At 61.8% G+C, this 15,465-nt stretch carries 14 protein-coding genes; 5 read left to right on the forward strand and 9 right to left on the reverse strand.

Annotated elements, in window-relative coordinates:
* Positions 1–15 precede the first annotated feature (15 nt).
* The gene (locus tag ACIQUF_RS07230) at positions 16–972 is read left to right on the forward strand and encodes a glutathione S-transferase family protein (protein WP_403129885.1); all 957 of its coding nucleotides are present in this window, start codon (positions 16–18) and stop codon (positions 970–972) included.
* Positions 973–1,006: 34 nt separating this feature from the next.
* Here the strand turns inward: ACIQUF_RS07230 and cysG are convergent, their stop codons facing one another.
* The 6 genes from cysG to ACIQUF_RS07260 form a co-directional block, all read right to left on the reverse strand.
* Positions 1,007–2,398: a siroheme synthase CysG gene (gene cysG / locus ACIQUF_RS07235; protein ID WP_403129887.1), complete on the reverse strand. Its 1,392-nt coding sequence runs from the start codon at positions 2,396–2,398 to the stop codon at positions 1,007–1,009.
* Positions 2,399–3,679 (reverse strand): serine--tRNA ligase, encoded by a 1,281-nt coding sequence (serS, locus tag ACIQUF_RS07240; RefSeq protein WP_403129890.1) that lies wholly within the window; start codon positions 3,677–3,679, stop codon positions 2,399–2,401.
* 30 nt (positions 3,680–3,709) lie between these two features.
* Positions 3,710–4,084 carry a fluoride efflux transporter CrcB gene (gene crcB / locus ACIQUF_RS07245; protein WP_403129893.1) on the reverse strand — a complete coding sequence of 125 codons (375 nt, stop codon included), beginning with the start codon at positions 4,082–4,084 and terminating at the stop codon, positions 3,710–3,712.
* On the reverse strand, positions 4,081–5,406 hold the full coding sequence (locus tag ACIQUF_RS07250; RefSeq protein ID WP_403129896.1) for a replication-associated recombination protein A: 1,326 nt from the start codon (positions 5,404–5,406) through the stop codon (positions 4,081–4,083). Before ACIQUF_RS07250 ends, crcB begins: the two co-directional genes overlap by 4 nt.
* 12 nt (positions 5,407–5,418) lie before the next feature.
* Positions 5,419–6,042, reverse strand: a complete 624-nt coding sequence (gene lolA / locus ACIQUF_RS07255; protein ID WP_403129899.1) for an outer membrane lipoprotein chaperone LolA — start codon at positions 6,040–6,042, stop codon at positions 5,419–5,421.
* Between the two features lie 62 nt (positions 6,043–6,104).
* Positions 6,105–8,630, reverse strand: a complete 2,526-nt coding sequence (locus ACIQUF_RS07260; RefSeq protein WP_403130317.1) for a DNA translocase FtsK — start codon at positions 8,628–8,630, stop codon at positions 6,105–6,107.
* A 312-nt stretch (positions 8,631–8,942) separates the two neighbouring features.
* Here ACIQUF_RS07260 and aat point away from each other — a divergent pair, with 312 nt between their 5' ends.
* From aat to infA, 3 genes are all read left to right on the forward strand, one after another.
* Positions 8,943–9,623, forward strand: a complete 681-nt coding sequence (gene aat, locus ACIQUF_RS07265) for a leucyl/phenylalanyl-tRNA--protein transferase (protein ID WP_403129901.1) — start codon at positions 8,943–8,945, stop codon at positions 9,621–9,623.
* Positions 9,624–9,679: 56 nt separating this feature from the next.
* Positions 9,680–10,387 (forward strand): arginyltransferase, encoded by a 708-nt coding sequence (locus ACIQUF_RS07270; RefSeq protein WP_403129904.1) that lies wholly within the window; start codon positions 9,680–9,682, stop codon positions 10,385–10,387.
* Positions 10,388–10,489: 102 nt separating this feature from the next.
* A complete protein-coding gene (gene infA, locus ACIQUF_RS07275; RefSeq protein WP_002553999.1) occupies positions 10,490–10,708 on the forward strand; it encodes a translation initiation factor IF-1 in 219 nt (72 codons plus the stop codon).
* Positions 10,709–10,860: 152 nt separating this feature from the next.
* Here infA and clpA read toward each other — a convergent pair whose 3' ends face one another.
* Both clpA and clpS read right to left on the reverse strand, forming a co-directional pair.
* Positions 10,861–13,131, reverse strand: a complete 2,271-nt coding sequence (clpA, locus tag ACIQUF_RS07280) for an ATP-dependent Clp protease ATP-binding subunit ClpA (RefSeq protein ID WP_400794318.1) — start codon at positions 13,129–13,131, stop codon at positions 10,861–10,863.
* Between the two features lie 30 nt (positions 13,132–13,161).
* Positions 13,162–13,524 carry an ATP-dependent Clp protease adapter ClpS gene (clpS, locus tag ACIQUF_RS07285; RefSeq protein ID WP_012315251.1) on the reverse strand — a complete coding sequence of 121 codons (363 nt, stop codon included), beginning with the start codon at positions 13,522–13,524 and terminating at the stop codon, positions 13,162–13,164.
* A gap of 230 nt (positions 13,525–13,754) precedes the next feature.
* On the opposite strand from clpS, the gene cspD reads away from it, so the two are divergent.
* The gene (gene cspD, locus ACIQUF_RS07290) at positions 13,755–14,021 is read left to right on the forward strand and encodes a cold shock domain-containing protein CspD (RefSeq protein ID WP_403129907.1); all 267 of its coding nucleotides are present in this window, start codon (positions 13,755–13,757) and stop codon (positions 14,019–14,021) included.
* A gap of 68 nt (positions 14,022–14,089) precedes the next feature.
* On the opposite strand, the gene icd is transcribed toward cspD, so the two are convergent.
* The gene (gene icd / locus ACIQUF_RS07295) at positions 14,090–15,346 is read right to left on the reverse strand and encodes an NADP-dependent isocitrate dehydrogenase (protein ID WP_400794314.1); all 1,257 of its coding nucleotides are present in this window, start codon (positions 15,344–15,346) and stop codon (positions 14,090–14,092) included.
* Between the last annotated feature and the right edge of the window lie 119 nt (positions 15,347–15,465).

Below are 15,465 nucleotides of genomic sequence, written 5' to 3' on the forward strand. Positions count from 1 at the left end.
TCCGAGGAGCTCACTATGGGCCTTTTGATCGACGGCCGCTGGCATGACCAGTGGTACGAAAACGGCAAGGATGGCGCCTTCAAGCGCGAGAACGCCCAACGCCGCAATCAGCTGCCCGCCCCTGAAGCCGGTCGCTACCACCTGTATGTGTCGTTGGCCTGCCCTTGGGCACACCGCACTTTGATCGTCCGCGCCCTCAAAGGCCTGGAGCCGCTGATCGACGTATCGGTGGTGAGCTGGCTGATGCAGGAAAACGGCTGGACTTTCGACCAGCAGCAGGGCTCCACCGGCGACCACCTCGACGCCCTCGAATTCATGCACCAGCGCTACACCCAGGACGACCCGCACTACACCGGCCGCGTGACCGTGCCCGTGTTGTGGGACAAGAAAGAGAAGCGCATCGTCAACAATGAATCGTCAGAGATCATCCGCATCTTCAACAGCGCGTTCGATGAGCTGACGGGTGATGCATTGGACTTGTACCCCGAGCCGCTGCGCCCAACCATCGAGGCACTCAACGCCCGCATCTACCCGGCCGTGAATAACGGCGTATACCGCGCAGGCTTCGCCACCACTCAGGAAGCCTACGAGGCTGCGTTCGACGACGTGTTCAACGAGCTCGATTACCTGGAAGACCTGCTGAGCCGCAACCGCTATCTGGCGGGCGAGTACTTGACCGAGGCCGATGTGCGCCTGTTCACCACGTTGGTGCGCTTCGACGCCGTGTATCACGGCCACTTCAAGTGCAACCTGCGCCGCCTGAGCGACTACCCCAACCTGTCCAACTGGCTGCGCGAACTGTACCAGTGGCCGGGCGTGGCGCAGACCGTGAACATGGAGCACATCCAGAAGCACTATTACATGAGCCACAAAACCATCAACCCGACCGGTATCGTGCCCAAAGGGCCGCTGCAGGACTTCAGCCTGCCGCATGATCGGGAGCGGTTGGCGGGCAAAGGGATCTGGAGCTGAACATGAACAGGGCCGCTAAGCGGCCCTGTTCAATTCAGTCTTGCTGCGAGCCTTCGAACCAGGCCAGCTTCTCGCGCAACTGCACCACTTCTCCGACAATCACCAGGGTCGGCGCATGCACTTCATGCTGGGCCACCAGGGCCGGCAGGTCCGCCAATGTGCCGGTGAACACCCGCTGATTGCGGGTAGTACCCTGCTGCACCAACGCCGCCGGGGTAGTCGCCGCTCGGCCATGGCGAATCAGCTCGGCGCAGATGGTCGGCAACCCCACCAGGCCCATGTAGAACACCAGGGTCTGGGCCGGTGCCACCAAGTCATCCCACGGCAGGTTGCTGGTACCGTCCTTGAGGTGGCCGGTAACGAAACGCACCGACTGGGCATAGTCGCGGTGGGTCAGCGGAATGCCGCCGTAGGCGGAGCAGCCACTGGCGGCGGTAATGCCAGGCACCACCTGGAACGGGATGCCCTGCTCGGCCAGCTCTTCGATCTCTTCGCCACCCCGGCCGAAGATGAACGGGTCACCGCCCTTCAGGCGCAATACCCGCTTGCCCTGACGAGCGAGGTCGACCAGCAGGCGGTTGATCTGATCCTGCGGCACTGCATGATCAGCACGGCGCTTGCCTACGTAGATGCGCTCGGCATCACGGCGGCACATCTCGATGATCGCTGGTGCTACCAGGCGGTCGTACAGCACCACGTCAGCCTGCTGCATCAGGCGCAAGGCGCGGAAGGTCAGCAAGTCCGGATCGCCCGGCCCCGCCCCAACCAGATACACCTCGCCGCCCTGCTGGACCGGGGCACCGTCGACCATCGCCTGCAACAGCCGCTCGGCCTCGGCACCCTGCCCGGCCAGCTGGCGCTCGGCGATTGGGCCTTGGAACACGGTTTCCCAGAAGCCACGACGCTGATTGACGTCCGGGTACAACGCCTTGACCTTGTGACGGAATTTCGCTGCCAGGCCGGCCAACTCACCATACGTGGACGGAATCCAGGCTTCCAGCTTGGCGCGAATCAGGCGCGCCAGCACCGGCGCGTCGCCGCCACTGGACACGGCCACCACCAAGGGGGAACGGTCGACGATCGCCGGGAAGATCACCGTGCACAAGGCAGGAGCATCCACCACATTGACCGGCAGGCTGCGCGCCTGCGCATCGGCCGACACCTGGGCATTGAGCTCAGGGTCATCGGTGGCCGCAATCACCAGGCGGCAGCCAAGCAGATCGGCCGCCTGATAGCCGCGCACCAGCACTTCACCGCCACCTTCACGGGCCAGCGCAGCCAGCTGGCCGTCGACATCCGGCGCCACCACCCGCAGCGCGGCGCCGGCATCGGCCAGCAGGCGCGCCTTGCGCAAGGCGATCTCACCGCCGCCGACGACCAGCACCCGGCCGCCCTGCAGCTTGTGGAACAGCGGCAGGTAATCCATTTAGCGGATGACCTCGACGCCGCCCATGTACGGCTTCAGCACGTCCGGCACGCGGATCGAACCGTCGGCCTGCTGGTAGTTCTCCAGCACGGCCACCAGGGTGCGGCCCACGGCCAGGCCGGAACCGTTGAGGGTGTGCACCAGCTCTGGTTTGCCGGTTTCCGGGTTGCGCCAGCGGGCCTGCATGCGACGCGCCTGGAAGTCACCGCAGTTGGAGCAGGAGCTGATCTCGCGGTATTTGTCCTGGCTCGGCACCCACACTTCCAGGTCGTAGGTCTTCACGGCGCCGAAGCCCATGTCGCCGGTGCATAGGGCCAGCACGCGATAAGGCAATTCCAGCAACTGCAGAACGCGCTCGGCGTTGGCGGTCAAGCCTTCCAGGGCTTCCATGGACTTCGATGGCTCAACCACCTGGACCATCTCGACCTTGTCGAACTGGTGCTGACGGATCATGCCACGGGTATCACGACCCGAAGCGCCTGCCTCACTGCGGAAGCATGGCGTGTGGGCAACCAGCTTGAGCGGCAGCTGCTTGGCGTCGATGATTTCGCCGGCCACCAGGTTGGTCAACGACACTTCGGCGGTCGGGATCAGGTAGAAGTCGGCTTCGCCTTCGCGGGTGATCTTGAAGAGATCTTCCTCGAATTTCGGCAGCTGACCGGTACCCTGCAACGCCGGAGCCTGTACCAGGTACGGCGTGTAGTGCTCTTCGTAACCGTGCTCGCCGGTGTGCAGGTTGATCATGAACTGCGCCAGGGCGCGATGCAGACGGGCAATCGGGCCACGCAGCACGGCGAAACGGGCACCGGACAACTTGGCTGCGGCCTCGAAGTCCAGGCCACCGCTGACTTCGCCCAGGGCGACGTGGTCTTTGATCTCGAAATCGAACGCTTTCGGCGTACCCCAACGGCGCACTTCGACGTTGTCGTCTTCGCTGGCACCGACCGGAACGCTGGCATCCGGCAGGTTGGGAATGGTCAGGACGATACCGTCCAGTTCAGCCTGGATCTCGTCCAGCTCGACCTTGCCAGCGGCCAGCTCCCCGGCCATGCGCTCGACGTCGGCCATCAGCGGCGCGATATCTTCGCCCTTGGCCTTGGCCTGGCCGATCGACTTGGAGCGGGCGTTGCGTTCGGCCTGCAGTTGCTCGGTGCGAGTCTGTACCGCCTTGCGGCGCTCTTCCAGCGATTCGATGCGCGCGACATCCAGGCTGAAGCCACGGGAGGCGAGGCGGTCAGCCACTTCCTGAAGTTGGCCGCGTAACAGTTTGGAATCGAGCATGTCGTTCTCTCGTTATGTGTGTAGGTTGGTTCAGAGTCGGGTCAGGGACAGGCCGGCCCACGTGGCCAATAGCCCGCCCATCACGCTAATACCGGTATAGCCCACGGCCAGGGGCACTTGCCCACTTTCCATCAGGCGCACGGTATCGAGCGAAAAGGAGGAAAACGTCGTCAGCCCGCCAAGAAAGCCGACGATCAGGCCGGCGCGCAGTTCGACCGGCGCCAGTGGCTTGTGCAGAAACAGGCCGTAGAGCAGGCCGATCAGCAGGCAGCCGACCAGGTTGACCGCCAGCGTACCGAGGTAGAAGTGCCGGGGCCAGTGGGCCGTGACCCAGTTCGCGGTGGCGAAGCGCAACAAGGTACCGACAATACCGCCCGCACTGACGGCGGTAATGAGTGCAATCACGGTTTTCTCCGCTGGCGGGGGCTGTTACGGTCAAGGTCGGCCAGGTGACGCAGTTTTTCGCCGATCTTCAGCTCCAGCCCGCGCGGCACTGGCTGGTAATATTGGCGTGGTTCGAGCTGGTCGGGGAAATAGTCTTCGCCCGCGGCGTAGGCATCGGGTTCATCATGGGCATAACGGTATTCGTCACCATAGCCCAGCTGTTTCATCAGCTTGGTCGGTGCGTTGCGCAGGTGCAGCGGCACTTCCAGCGAGCCATGCTCGGCGGCTTCGCGCAGGGCAGTCTTGAAGCCCATGTACACAGCGTTACTTTTCGGTGCGCAGGCAATGTAGGTGATGGCCTGGGCCACCGCCAGTTCGCCTTCGGGGCTGCCGAGGCGTTCCTGCACGTCCCACGCCGCCAGGCACAGGCTCAAGGCGCGCGGGTCGGCATTGCCGATATCTTCACTGGCCATGCGCACTACGCGACGGGCGATGTACAGCGGGTCGCAGCCGCCATCGAGCATGCGTGCGAACCAGTACAGCGCGGCGTCAGGGTTGGAGCCGCGGACTGACTTGTGCAGGGCGGAAATCTGGTCGTAGAACGCCTCGCCACCCTTGTCGAAACGCCGGCGGCTGTCACCGAGCAGGCTTTGCAGCATTTCGACGTCGATTTCACTGCCATCTTCAGCCAGGTCAGAGGCATTTTCGAGGAAGTTGAGCATGCGTCGGCCATCGCCATCGGCGGCGGCCATGAGCATCTTGAAGGCATCGTCACCGACGCTCAGGTTGCGTTTGCCCAAGCCGCGCTCTTCGGTCAAGGCGCGGTTGACCAACTTGCGCAGTGCAGGCTCGTCGAGGCTCTTGAGCACATAGACGCGCGCACGCGACAGCAATGCGTTGTTCAGCTCGAAAGACGGGTTTTCGGTAGTGGCACCAATGAACAGCAGCGTGCCATCTTCCACGTAAGGCAGAAACGCATCCTGCTGGGACTTGTTGAAGCGGTGCACCTCGTCGACGAACAGAATGGTGCGCCGCCCATACTGGCCGGCCTGCTGTTTGGCGACCTCGACGGCCTGGCGGATCTCCTTGACCCCAGCCAGCACCGCTGAAACCGTTTCGAAGTGCGCATCGCAGAACTGCGCCAACAGCCGCGCGAGGGTGGTCTTGCCCACGCCCGGCGGCCCCCAGAAGATCATCGAGTGCAGCGCACCCTGCTCCAGCGCCTCACGCAGCGGCTTGCCGCGCGCCAGCAGGTGCTCCTGGCCAACGTACTCGTCCAGGTTGGACGGGCGCAGGCGAGCGGCCAGGGGCTGGGCAACGGGTTCGCTTCGAAACAGGTCCATGGTGAGCTCTGCTTACTCCTTGATGACGTCCGCGCCTTTGGGGATGTCGAACTTGAACGTGCTGTCCGGCACCGCCTGGTTGGCCTTGACGCCATTGAACAGGATGTTGGTGCGCTGGCCGACGCTGTCGATCAGCTGCATGTCATTGATCAAGCCCTTGCGGAACGACACACGCAGCGAGTCGAACAGGGTGTCCTTGGTCTTCGGCTTGAGAGTAAAATCCATCACTTCGCCCTGCTCCTTGGAGCTGATGTCGAAGCTCTGGCTGATCTTCGACACATCGCCAGACAGCAGCAACGCTGGGGTCTGGTTCAGGCGCACGTCAAGCTTCTTGACCGTGGCTTGTTCCAGGTCCGGGTCCCACAGGGTGACCATCTTGCCATCCGATACCACGACCTGCTCCTGCGGCGCATTGGTGTGCCAGTAGAACAGGCCCGGGCGCTTGACGGTCATCTTGCCAGACGTTTCCTGCAGGCTGGTGCCGTCGGCGCCCAACGTCAGTTGAGAGAAATTGGCCTCGATGGTTTGCGACTTTTCCAGCAACTGAGTCAGGCGCTGCACGTCCTGCTCACCAGCATAAACCGACACGGAACCCAGCGTCAGGGCAGAAACCAACAGCATGCGAATCGCGCGCATGTTAATCCTCATTGAGCGTTTAAGAAGCCGGGGGCCACCGTTGGCACCCGGCAAGGTGTTCTTCAGTCGCGCGGGCCGCCTGGGGCAATCACTTCCCGCGACCCGTTGCTGTTCATCGGGGTGACCACACCGGCCATCTCCATCGCCTCGATCATGCGGGCGGCACGGTTATAGCCGATCTTGAGCTTGCGCTGCACGGCCGAGATCGATGCACGACGGCTTTCGAGGACGAACTGCACCGCCTCATCATACAGCGCGTCGCTTTCCGAATCTTCGTCACCGCCGCCTCCGCCGCCACCCTCGAAGCCGCTGCCAGCCTCCTCGACGCCATTGAGAATGTCGTCGTTGTAGTCCGGCGCACCGCGCAGCTTCCACGCCTCCACCACCCGGTGCACTTCATCGTCGGAGACGAACGCACCGTGCACACGGATCGGCAGGCTGGTGCCCGGTGGCATGTACAGCATGTCGCCGTGACCGAGCAGCTGCTCGGCGCCGCCCTGGTCGATGATGGTCCGCGAGTCGATCTTGCTCGATACCTGGAACGCCATGCGGGTCGGAATGTTGGCCTTGATCAGGCCGGTGATCACGTCCACCGAGGGGCGCTGGGTGGCGAGGATCAAGTGGATGCCGGCGGCCCGCGCCTTCTGGGCGATACGGGCGATCAGCTCTTCGACTTTCTTGCCGACGATCATCATCATGTCGGCGAATTCATCGACCACCACCACGATAGTCGGCAGTGTTTTCAGTGCTGGCGGCTCGTCGTCCATGCTCTCGCGGCGGTACAGCGGATCGTGAATGATCTCGCCGGCTTCCTGGGCGTCCTTGATCTTGCGGTTGAAACCGGCCAGGTTACGTACGCCCATGGCCGCCATCAGCTTGTAGCGCCGCTCCATCTCGGCCACGCTCCAACGCAGCGCGTTGGCGGCGTCCTTCATGTCAGTGACCACCGGGCACAGCAGGTGCGGGATGCCTTCGTAGATCGACAGTTCGAGCATTTTCGGGTCGATCATGATCAGCCGCGCGTCTTCCGGGCCGGACTTGAACAGGATCGAGAGGATCATCGCGTTCACACCCACCGACTTACCGGAACCGGTGGTACCGGCTACCAGCAAGTGCGGCATCTTGGCCAGGTCGGTGATCACCGGCTTGCCGCCGATGTCGTGGCCCAGGGCCAAAGTGACCGGCGATTTCTGCTCGTCGTACTGAGGCGTGGCGAGCACTTCGGAGAAGCGCACCATCTGCCGGTTTTCGTTGGGGATCTCGATACCCACAGTGGTCTTGCCGGGGATCACCTCGACCACCCGCACGCTGGTCACCGCCAGCGAACGCGCCAGGTCTTTGGCCAGGTTGGCAATGCGGCTGACCTTCACACCGGCGGCCGGCTGGATTTCGTAGCGGGTAATGACCGGGCCTGGGTGGATCGAATCCACCGACACCTCGACGCCGAACTCCTTGAGCTTGATCTCCAGCAACTGACCGACACCCGCCAGGGATTCCGGCGAATACTCGATCTTCTTGACCTCGGCCGGGTCGAGGATGGAAATCGATGGCAAAGTGCCTTCGACAGCGCTGTCGACGAACAACGGCGCCTGTTTCTCCTTCATGACCCGCTTGCTTGGCTCTACTGCCTTGGCAGGCGTTGGCGGGATGATCACCGGCGCTGCGGATGACTCACGGCTTACCACCGGCTCGCGGAGCACCTCACGCGGCACCACAGGCTCACGCGGGGCGGCTGGCCGGGCAGGCGCTTCTTCGCGCTCAACCAGGCGTTCGCGCAGCTGGGGCTTGCTCGGTTCGCGCTTTTCGGCGGCTTTGGCGCCCAGATCGAAGACTGGCTCGTCGACCTCACGCAACTGGGCCTCCAGGCGTTTGCGCTCGTTGCGCGCTTCCCACCAGCGGTTGGCCGCGCCCTGCACCAGTTCGAACAGGTCAAGGGTGATCTTGCCGGTCATGTCCATCACCTTGAACCACGACAGGTCGGTGAACACGGTCAGGCCGAACAGGAACAGGGCAATGAACATCAGCGTGCTGCCCTGCACATTGAGCAGGTTGCGCGCCAGGTCGCCGAGGCTTTCGCCCAGGGCGCCGCCTGCGGAGAACGGCAGGCTGGCCGGCGGATGGAAGTGGATATGCGCCAGCGCGGCACCCGACAGCACCAGGAACACCAGGCCGATCAGACGCCAGGAGAACAGCCAGCCGCTCCACTGCCAGGGCTGATGGCGCTCACGGAAGATCTGCCAGGTCTTGATCGCCAGCAGCAGCGGGAAGATATAGGCGAAGTAGCCGAGCACCATGAACAGGATATCGGAGAAGTACGCGCCGGCACGCCCGGCGGCATTCTGCACCTGGTCGACGTTGCTGGTGTGGCTGAAGCCAGGGTCCGAGGTGTCGTAGGTCAGCAGCGCCATCCACAAGTACAGGCACAGGGCGCCGACAGCGATCAACGCACCTTCCTTGAGGCGGTAATGCAGCTGCTGCCGCCACAGAGGCACTGGCAAAGGAGCTGGAGTTGCGGTGGATTTCTTCAAAACGCGTCTATTCCTGCGCGTGCTGCGCGTCCAGTGGTGATCGGCCGGCGCCCGGCCAATGAACCACCACTTTTAACATTACTGCCCGCCGGCCGCCATTGCGGCACGCCGTATGGAGCCTGGCTGGGGGCGACTTTCGTATAGCTGCAATTTGAGCATGCATTTTCTTTTGTGACAAAGGCTTATGCTGTGTTTTTGCACAGGTGTGACCGCAAATGTACCAGATGGTGCCTGCAGCCTCACGAATGCGTAGGAAAATGCCTATTGTTTCATCTGAACTAGCTCATTCTCCGGCAAACCCACGCACAGCATTGACCCCGCCAGCCCGCCTTGCCATGCTGGCCTCTCCCCTCCCCCACCGCACGATAGACCATGCTCACCTGGCTGACCCGCGACTCACTGACCTTCCCGCCCCTGGAAAAGGCCCTGCATGACCCCAACGGCCTGCTCGCCGCTGGCGGTGACCTGAGCCCCGAACGCCTGGTGCAGGCCTATCGCCATGGTTGCTTCCCCTGGTATCAGGACGGCCAGCCGATCCTCTGGTGGTCACCCGACCCGCGCACCGTGCTGCTGCCGGACGAACTGCACGTGTCGCGCTCGCTGGCCAAGCTGATGCGCCAGGGCCGCTACCAGGTCAGCTTCGACACCGACTTCCCAGCCGTGATCGACGCCTGCGCCGCACCCCGCGACTACGCCGACGGCACCTGGATCACCGACACCATGCGCAATGCCTACTGCGAACTGCACAAACGCGGCATCGCCCATTCGGTGGAGGTTCGCCAGGACGGCGAACTGGTCGGCGGCCTGTACGGCCTGGCCATGGGTCGGTTGTTTTTCGGCGAATCGATGTTCAGCCGCGCCGACAATGCCTCCAAGGTCGGCTTCGTGACCCTGGTCAACCACCTGCGCGAGGCCGGCTTCGTATTGATCGACTGCCAGATGCCCACCAATCACCTGCACAGCCTGGGCGCCCGCGCCATCAGCCGCGCCCACTTCGCAGAATATCTGGATCGCTACCTGGATCAGCCGAACAGTGCCACCTGGCTCAACTAGGCGAGTTTCTGGAGCTGGCTTACACTTAAATCAAAGTCTCACCGAAGGGGTCGATCATGACAGAGTTGGCGCGGTTGAAGTTCTATGCCACTCAGCCCCACTCCTGCAGCTACCTGCCGGACGAGCAGGCGACCACGCTGTTCCTTGACCCCAGCCAGCCGATGGACGTGTACGTGTACGCCGACCTCTCGGAAATGGGTTTTCGACGCAGCGGCGACCACCTGTACCGACCGCATTGCCAGAACTGCAATGCCTGCGTACCGGCGCGTATCCCTGCCGCGCGCTTCATCCCCAACCGCCAGCAGCGACGTATCCTCAAGCGCAATGCCGACCTCACCGTGTCTGCGGCGAGGCCGGCCTTCAAGGAAGAATATTTCGACCTGTACCGGCGCTACATCGAGACCCGCCACGCCGATGGCGACATGTACCCGCCCAGCCGCGATCAGTTTTCTACCTTCCTGGTGCGCGACTTGCCGTTCTGCTGGTTCTACGAATTCCGTCTTGATGGCCGGCTGCTGGCAGTAGCCGTGTGCGATTTGCTGCCTAATGGCCTGTCGGCGGTGTACACCTTCTATGAGCCCGATGAAGAACGGCGCAGCCTGGGGCGCTTTGCCATCCTCTGGCAGATCACCGAAGCCCTGCGCCAAAACCTTGAAGCGGTGTACCTCGGCTACTGGATCAAGAACTGCAAGAAGATGAACTACAAGACCCAGTACCGCCCGATCGAACTGCTGATCAACCAGCGTTGGGTCACCCTCAACTGAAAGCATTGGCTTGACACACTATTTTCCGGCATAATCCACGCCACTTTTTTGCCCGGTGCGGTTATGCGTCGGGCCAACACTGGACACCGAGGGCTCAACTGCATGTCGAAAGAAGACAGCTTCGAAATGGAAGGTACTGTCGTCGACACCCTGCCCAACACCATGTTCCGCGTGGAGTTGGAAAACGGGCACGTCGTAACCGCGCACATCTCCGGAAAGATGCGCAAGAACTACATCCGTATTCTCACTGGCGACAAGGTCCGCGTCGAGCTGACGCCGTACGACCTGAGCAAGGGCCGCATCACTTACCGTGCGCGCTAAGCTCAAGCCATGAAAAAGCCCGGCCATGTGCCGGGCTTTTTTGTGCCTTCATAACCGCGTCGCGGCCATCGCGGCTGAAGCCGCTCCTACAGGCAATCGCAAACCCTGTAGGAGCGGCTTCAGCCGCGAAGGGCCACAAAGCGGCCCCGCTGTCACGCAACCTCGGCCGTAGTCTCGAAGTCGAACACCAGTTCGCCATCACGCAGGTCGATGTGCACCACACCGCCATGCTCGGCCAGCTCGCCAAACAGGATCTCCTCAGCCAGCGGCCGCTTGATCTTGTCCTGGATAAGCCGCGCCATCGGCCGCGCGCCCATTTGCACATCGTAGCCAGAGGCCGCCAACCATCCGCGGGCATCATCACTGACTTCCAGCAGCACACGCTTGTCTTCCAGCTGCGCCTGCAGTTCGATGAGGAACTTGTCGACGATGCTCTTGATCGTTTCGTGGCTCAGGCGACCGAACTGGATGATGGTGTCCAGACGGTTGCGGAACTCCGGCGTGAAGCTCTTGCGAATGACTTCCATGGCATCGGACGCATGGTCCTGATGGGTGAAGCCAATCGAAGCCCGCGCCGCGGTTTCCGCGCCAGCGTTGGTGGTCATGATCACGATGACGTTGCGGAAGTCCGCCTTGCGCCCGTTGTTGTCGGTCAGGGTGCCGTGATCCATCACCTGCAGCAGCAGGTTGAAGACTTCCGGGTGAGCCTTCTCAATCTCGTCGAGCAGCAACACGCAGTGTGGCTGCTTGGTGATGGCTTCGGTCAGCAGACCACCCTGATCGAAACCCACATAGCCAGGCGGCGCACCGATCAAGCGCGACACGGTGTGCCGCTCCATGTACTCGGACATGTCGAAGCGCACCAGCTCGACACCCAGCGCCTTGGCCAGCTGCCGCGCCGCTTCGGTCTTGCCGACGCCGGTAGGGCCGGCGAACAGGAACGAACCGACCGGCTTGTCAGGCGACTTGAGGCCAGCACGGGACAGCTTGATCGCGGTCGCCAGCGAATCGATCGCCGCATCCTGACCAAACACGGTCAGCTTCAGGTCACGTTCCAGGTTACGCAGCAACTCCTTGTCGGAGCTGGTGACGTGCTTAGGCGGAATGCGCGCGATTTTGGCGACGATATCCTCGACCTGCGGTACATCGATGCGCTTGACCCGGTTCGCTTCAGGCTGCAGGCGCTGGTAGGCACCCGCCTCGTCGATCACATCGATGGCTTTGTCCGGCATGTGGCGATCGTTGATGTAGCGCGATGCCAGCTCGGCGGCGGCACGCAAGGCCTCATCGCTGTACTCGATGTTGTGGTGGCTCTCGAAGCGCCCTTTCAGGCCGCGCAGGATGCCGACGGTGTCTTCGACCGAAGGCTCGCTGACATCGACCTTCTGGAAACGCCGTGCCAGGGCACGATCTTTCTCGAAGATGCCACGAAACTCCTGGAAGGTCGTCGAACCAATGCAGCGGATCTCACCAGACGAGAGTAGCGGCTTGAGCAGGTTGGAGGCATCCATCACCCCGCCCGACGCGGCACCCGCACCAATGATGGTGTGGATCTCGTCGATGAACAGAATCGCCTGCGGGCGCTTGCGCAGCTCGCCGAGCAACGCCTTGAAGCGCTTCTCGAAGTCACCACGGTACTTGGTGCCTGCCAGCAGCGCGCCAAGGTCGAGGGAATACACCACGCTCTGCGACAGCAGGTCGGGCACCTGGCCGTCGACGATACGCTTGGCCAAGCCTTCGGCGATAGCGGTCTTGCCCACGCCGGCCTCACCGACCAGCAGCGGATTGTTCTTGCGGCGACGGGCGAGAATCTGCGCGACCCGTTCGACTTCCTGCTCGCGGCCGACCAGCGGGTCGATACGCCCGGCACGGGCCAGTTCGTTCAAATTGCTGGCGTAAGCATCCAGCGGGTTGCTCGAGGAAGAGGTTTCGCCACCTTCCTCGTCCTGCATTTCCTGGTCGCTCTCGGCATGCGAGCCGTGGCCTGGCACCTTGGAAATGCCGTGGGCAATGTAGTTGACCACGTCGATACGGGCCACGCTCTGCTGCTTGAGCAGGAACACGGCCTGGCTTTCCTGTTCGCTGAAGATCGCCACCAGCACATTGGCGCCGGTCACTTCGCGCTTGCCGGAGCTTTGCACGTGGAACACGGCACGCTGCAGCACACGCTGGAAGCCCAGGGTAGGCTGGGTTTCACGGTCTTCGTCATTGACGGGGATCAGGGGTGTAGTGGAATCGATGAACTCTTGCAGGTCGTGCTTGAGTTTGTCGAGATTGGCGCCACAGGCGCGCAGAACGGTCGCAGCAGCCTCATTGTCAAGGAGTGCCAGCAGCAGATGTTCGACGGTCATGAACTCATGACGCTTCGAACGTGCCTCCTTGAAGGCAAGATTGAGGGTGACTTCGAGCTCGCGGTTTAACATAGCTTCACCTCATACCCAAGTGGTCGGCGATTAACCGTCCTTCTCGATTTCACAGAGTAGCGGATGCTGGCTTTCCCTGGCGTATTGGTTGACCTGCATGGCCTTTGTTTCGGCGATGTCACGGGTAAACAATCCGCACACTGCCCGCCCCTCGGTATGGACGGTCAGCATGATCTTGGTCGCCAGCTCGCGGTTCAAACTGAAGAACGTTTCGAGCACTTCGACGACGAAATCCATCGGCGTGTAGTCATCGTTGAACAAAACCACCTTGTACATCGGTGGCGCCTGCAGGATCGGCTTGGCTTCCTGTACCGCAAGACCTGAGCCGTCGTCCTCATTCGATTGCGGGCGATCCTGATTGAATGTTAGTCGAATCTCGCTACGTGCATGCATGGAAAGAATTTCATCATGATCGTCAGGTTAAGGTTGTGGGTTGACCGCACAGGCCGCCCCCGGCGCACGCGCCGGGCGACCTTGACTATCGGCAAAACGGTGTTACAACCAATAAGAACCCACCGTGGTCGATAAAGATCCGCGCAGTCAACCAGATTTTTCGCAAGGTTCGTATGCGGATGAAGTGGATGATACTCCAGTGATGGAGTCCTTTGCAGAGGGACATAGGGATGGCAAGCGGTAAAGTCAAGTGGTTCAACAATGCCAAGGGCTACGGATTCATCAATGAGGAAGGTAAATCCGATGACCTGTTCGCTCATTATTCGGCCATCAAAATGGAAGGATACAAGACCCTGAAGGCTGGCCAAGGGGTGGTATTCGAGATTGTCCAAGGCCCAAAGGGCCTGCACGCAGTCGAGATCAAGGATGCGGCATTGGCAGCATCAGACGCCTCCAAAGCCCAAGTCCAGCCCCAGAGCGAAACCGCCAAAGCCTGACCGTGCTCTGTGCCGGTATACGAAAAAACCGGCCGACTCTTTAGGGAGACGGCCGGTTTTATATTGCCTCACATATGCTTGATCATTTCATCGCCAAAGCCTGAACTGCCCACCAGCTTCGCCCCTTCCATCAGCCGCTCGAAATCATAAGTCACAGTTTTGGCCCCAATCGCGCCATTGGTGCCCTTGATGATCAGATCGGCCGCTTCGGTCCAGCCCATGTGGCGCAGCATCATTTCCGCCGAAAGAATCACCGACCCCGGGTTGACCTTGTCCTGGCCCGCATACTTGGGCGCAGTGCCGTGGGTAGCCTCGAACATGGCCACGGTATCGGACAGGTTAGCCCCCGGCGCGATACCGATACCTCCCACTTCCGCCGCCAGCGCATCAGAGAGGTAGTCGCCGTTGAGGTTGAGCGTGGCAATCACGTCGTATTCAGCCGGGCGCAACAGAATCTGCTGAAGCATGGCGTCGGCAATGGCGTCCTTGACGATCACTTCGCGGCCGGTCCTGGGGTTCTTGAACTTCATCCATGGGCCGCCATCGAGCAGTTCGGCGCCAAATTCGTCTCTGGCCACCTCATACCCCCAGTCCTTGAATGCGCCCTCGGTGAATTTCATGATGTTGCCCTTGTGCACCAGGGTCAGCGACTCGCGGTCGTTGTCCACCACGTACTGCAGGGCCTTGCGCACCAGGCGCTTGGTGCCCTCTTTCGATACCGGCTTGACGCCGATCCCGCAGTCCTGGTCGAAACGGATCTTGGTAACGCCCATTTCCTCCTTGAGAAACTTGATCACCTTGTTCGCCTCGGGCGAGCCGGCCTTCCATTCGATGCCGGCATAGATGTCTTCGGAGTTCTCGCGGAAGATCACCATGTCGACATCGCCCGGCTTCTTGACCGGGCTCGGCACGCCCTCGAACCACAGCACCGGGCGCAGGCACACATACAGGTCCAGCTGCTGGCGCAGGGCCACGTTGAGCGAGCGGATGCCACCGCCCACCGGTGTGGTCAGCGGCCCCTTGATCGAGACGACATAGTCGCGCACCGCATCCAGGGTTTCCTGCGGCAGCCAGGTGTCCTGGTCATAAACCTGGGTGGCCTTTTCCCCGGCATACACCTCCATCCAGGCGATCTTGCGCTTGCCGCCGTAGGCCTTTTGCACGGCGGCATCGACCACCTTGATCATCACCGGCGAGACATCGACGCCAATCCCGTCGCCTTCGATATAAGGAATGATGGGGTTGTCGGGCACATTGAGCGAATGGTCTGCATTGACGGTGATCTTGGTGCCGTCGGTCGGAACCTTGATTTTCTGGTATCCCATGCTTGCACTACTCCGCTTTCGGGTGTGATTGGACTTCATGCGATCCCACTGAGCCTAAACCACATCCGCCGACCTGCAAGCACTGCGACAACGCACCACATTGCCCCTACGTCTTTGGT

The organism is Pseudomonas sp. NPDC090233, assembly GCF_044772285.1.
Classification (GTDB): domain Bacteria; phylum Pseudomonadota; class Gammaproteobacteria; order Pseudomonadales; family Pseudomonadaceae; genus Aquipseudomonas.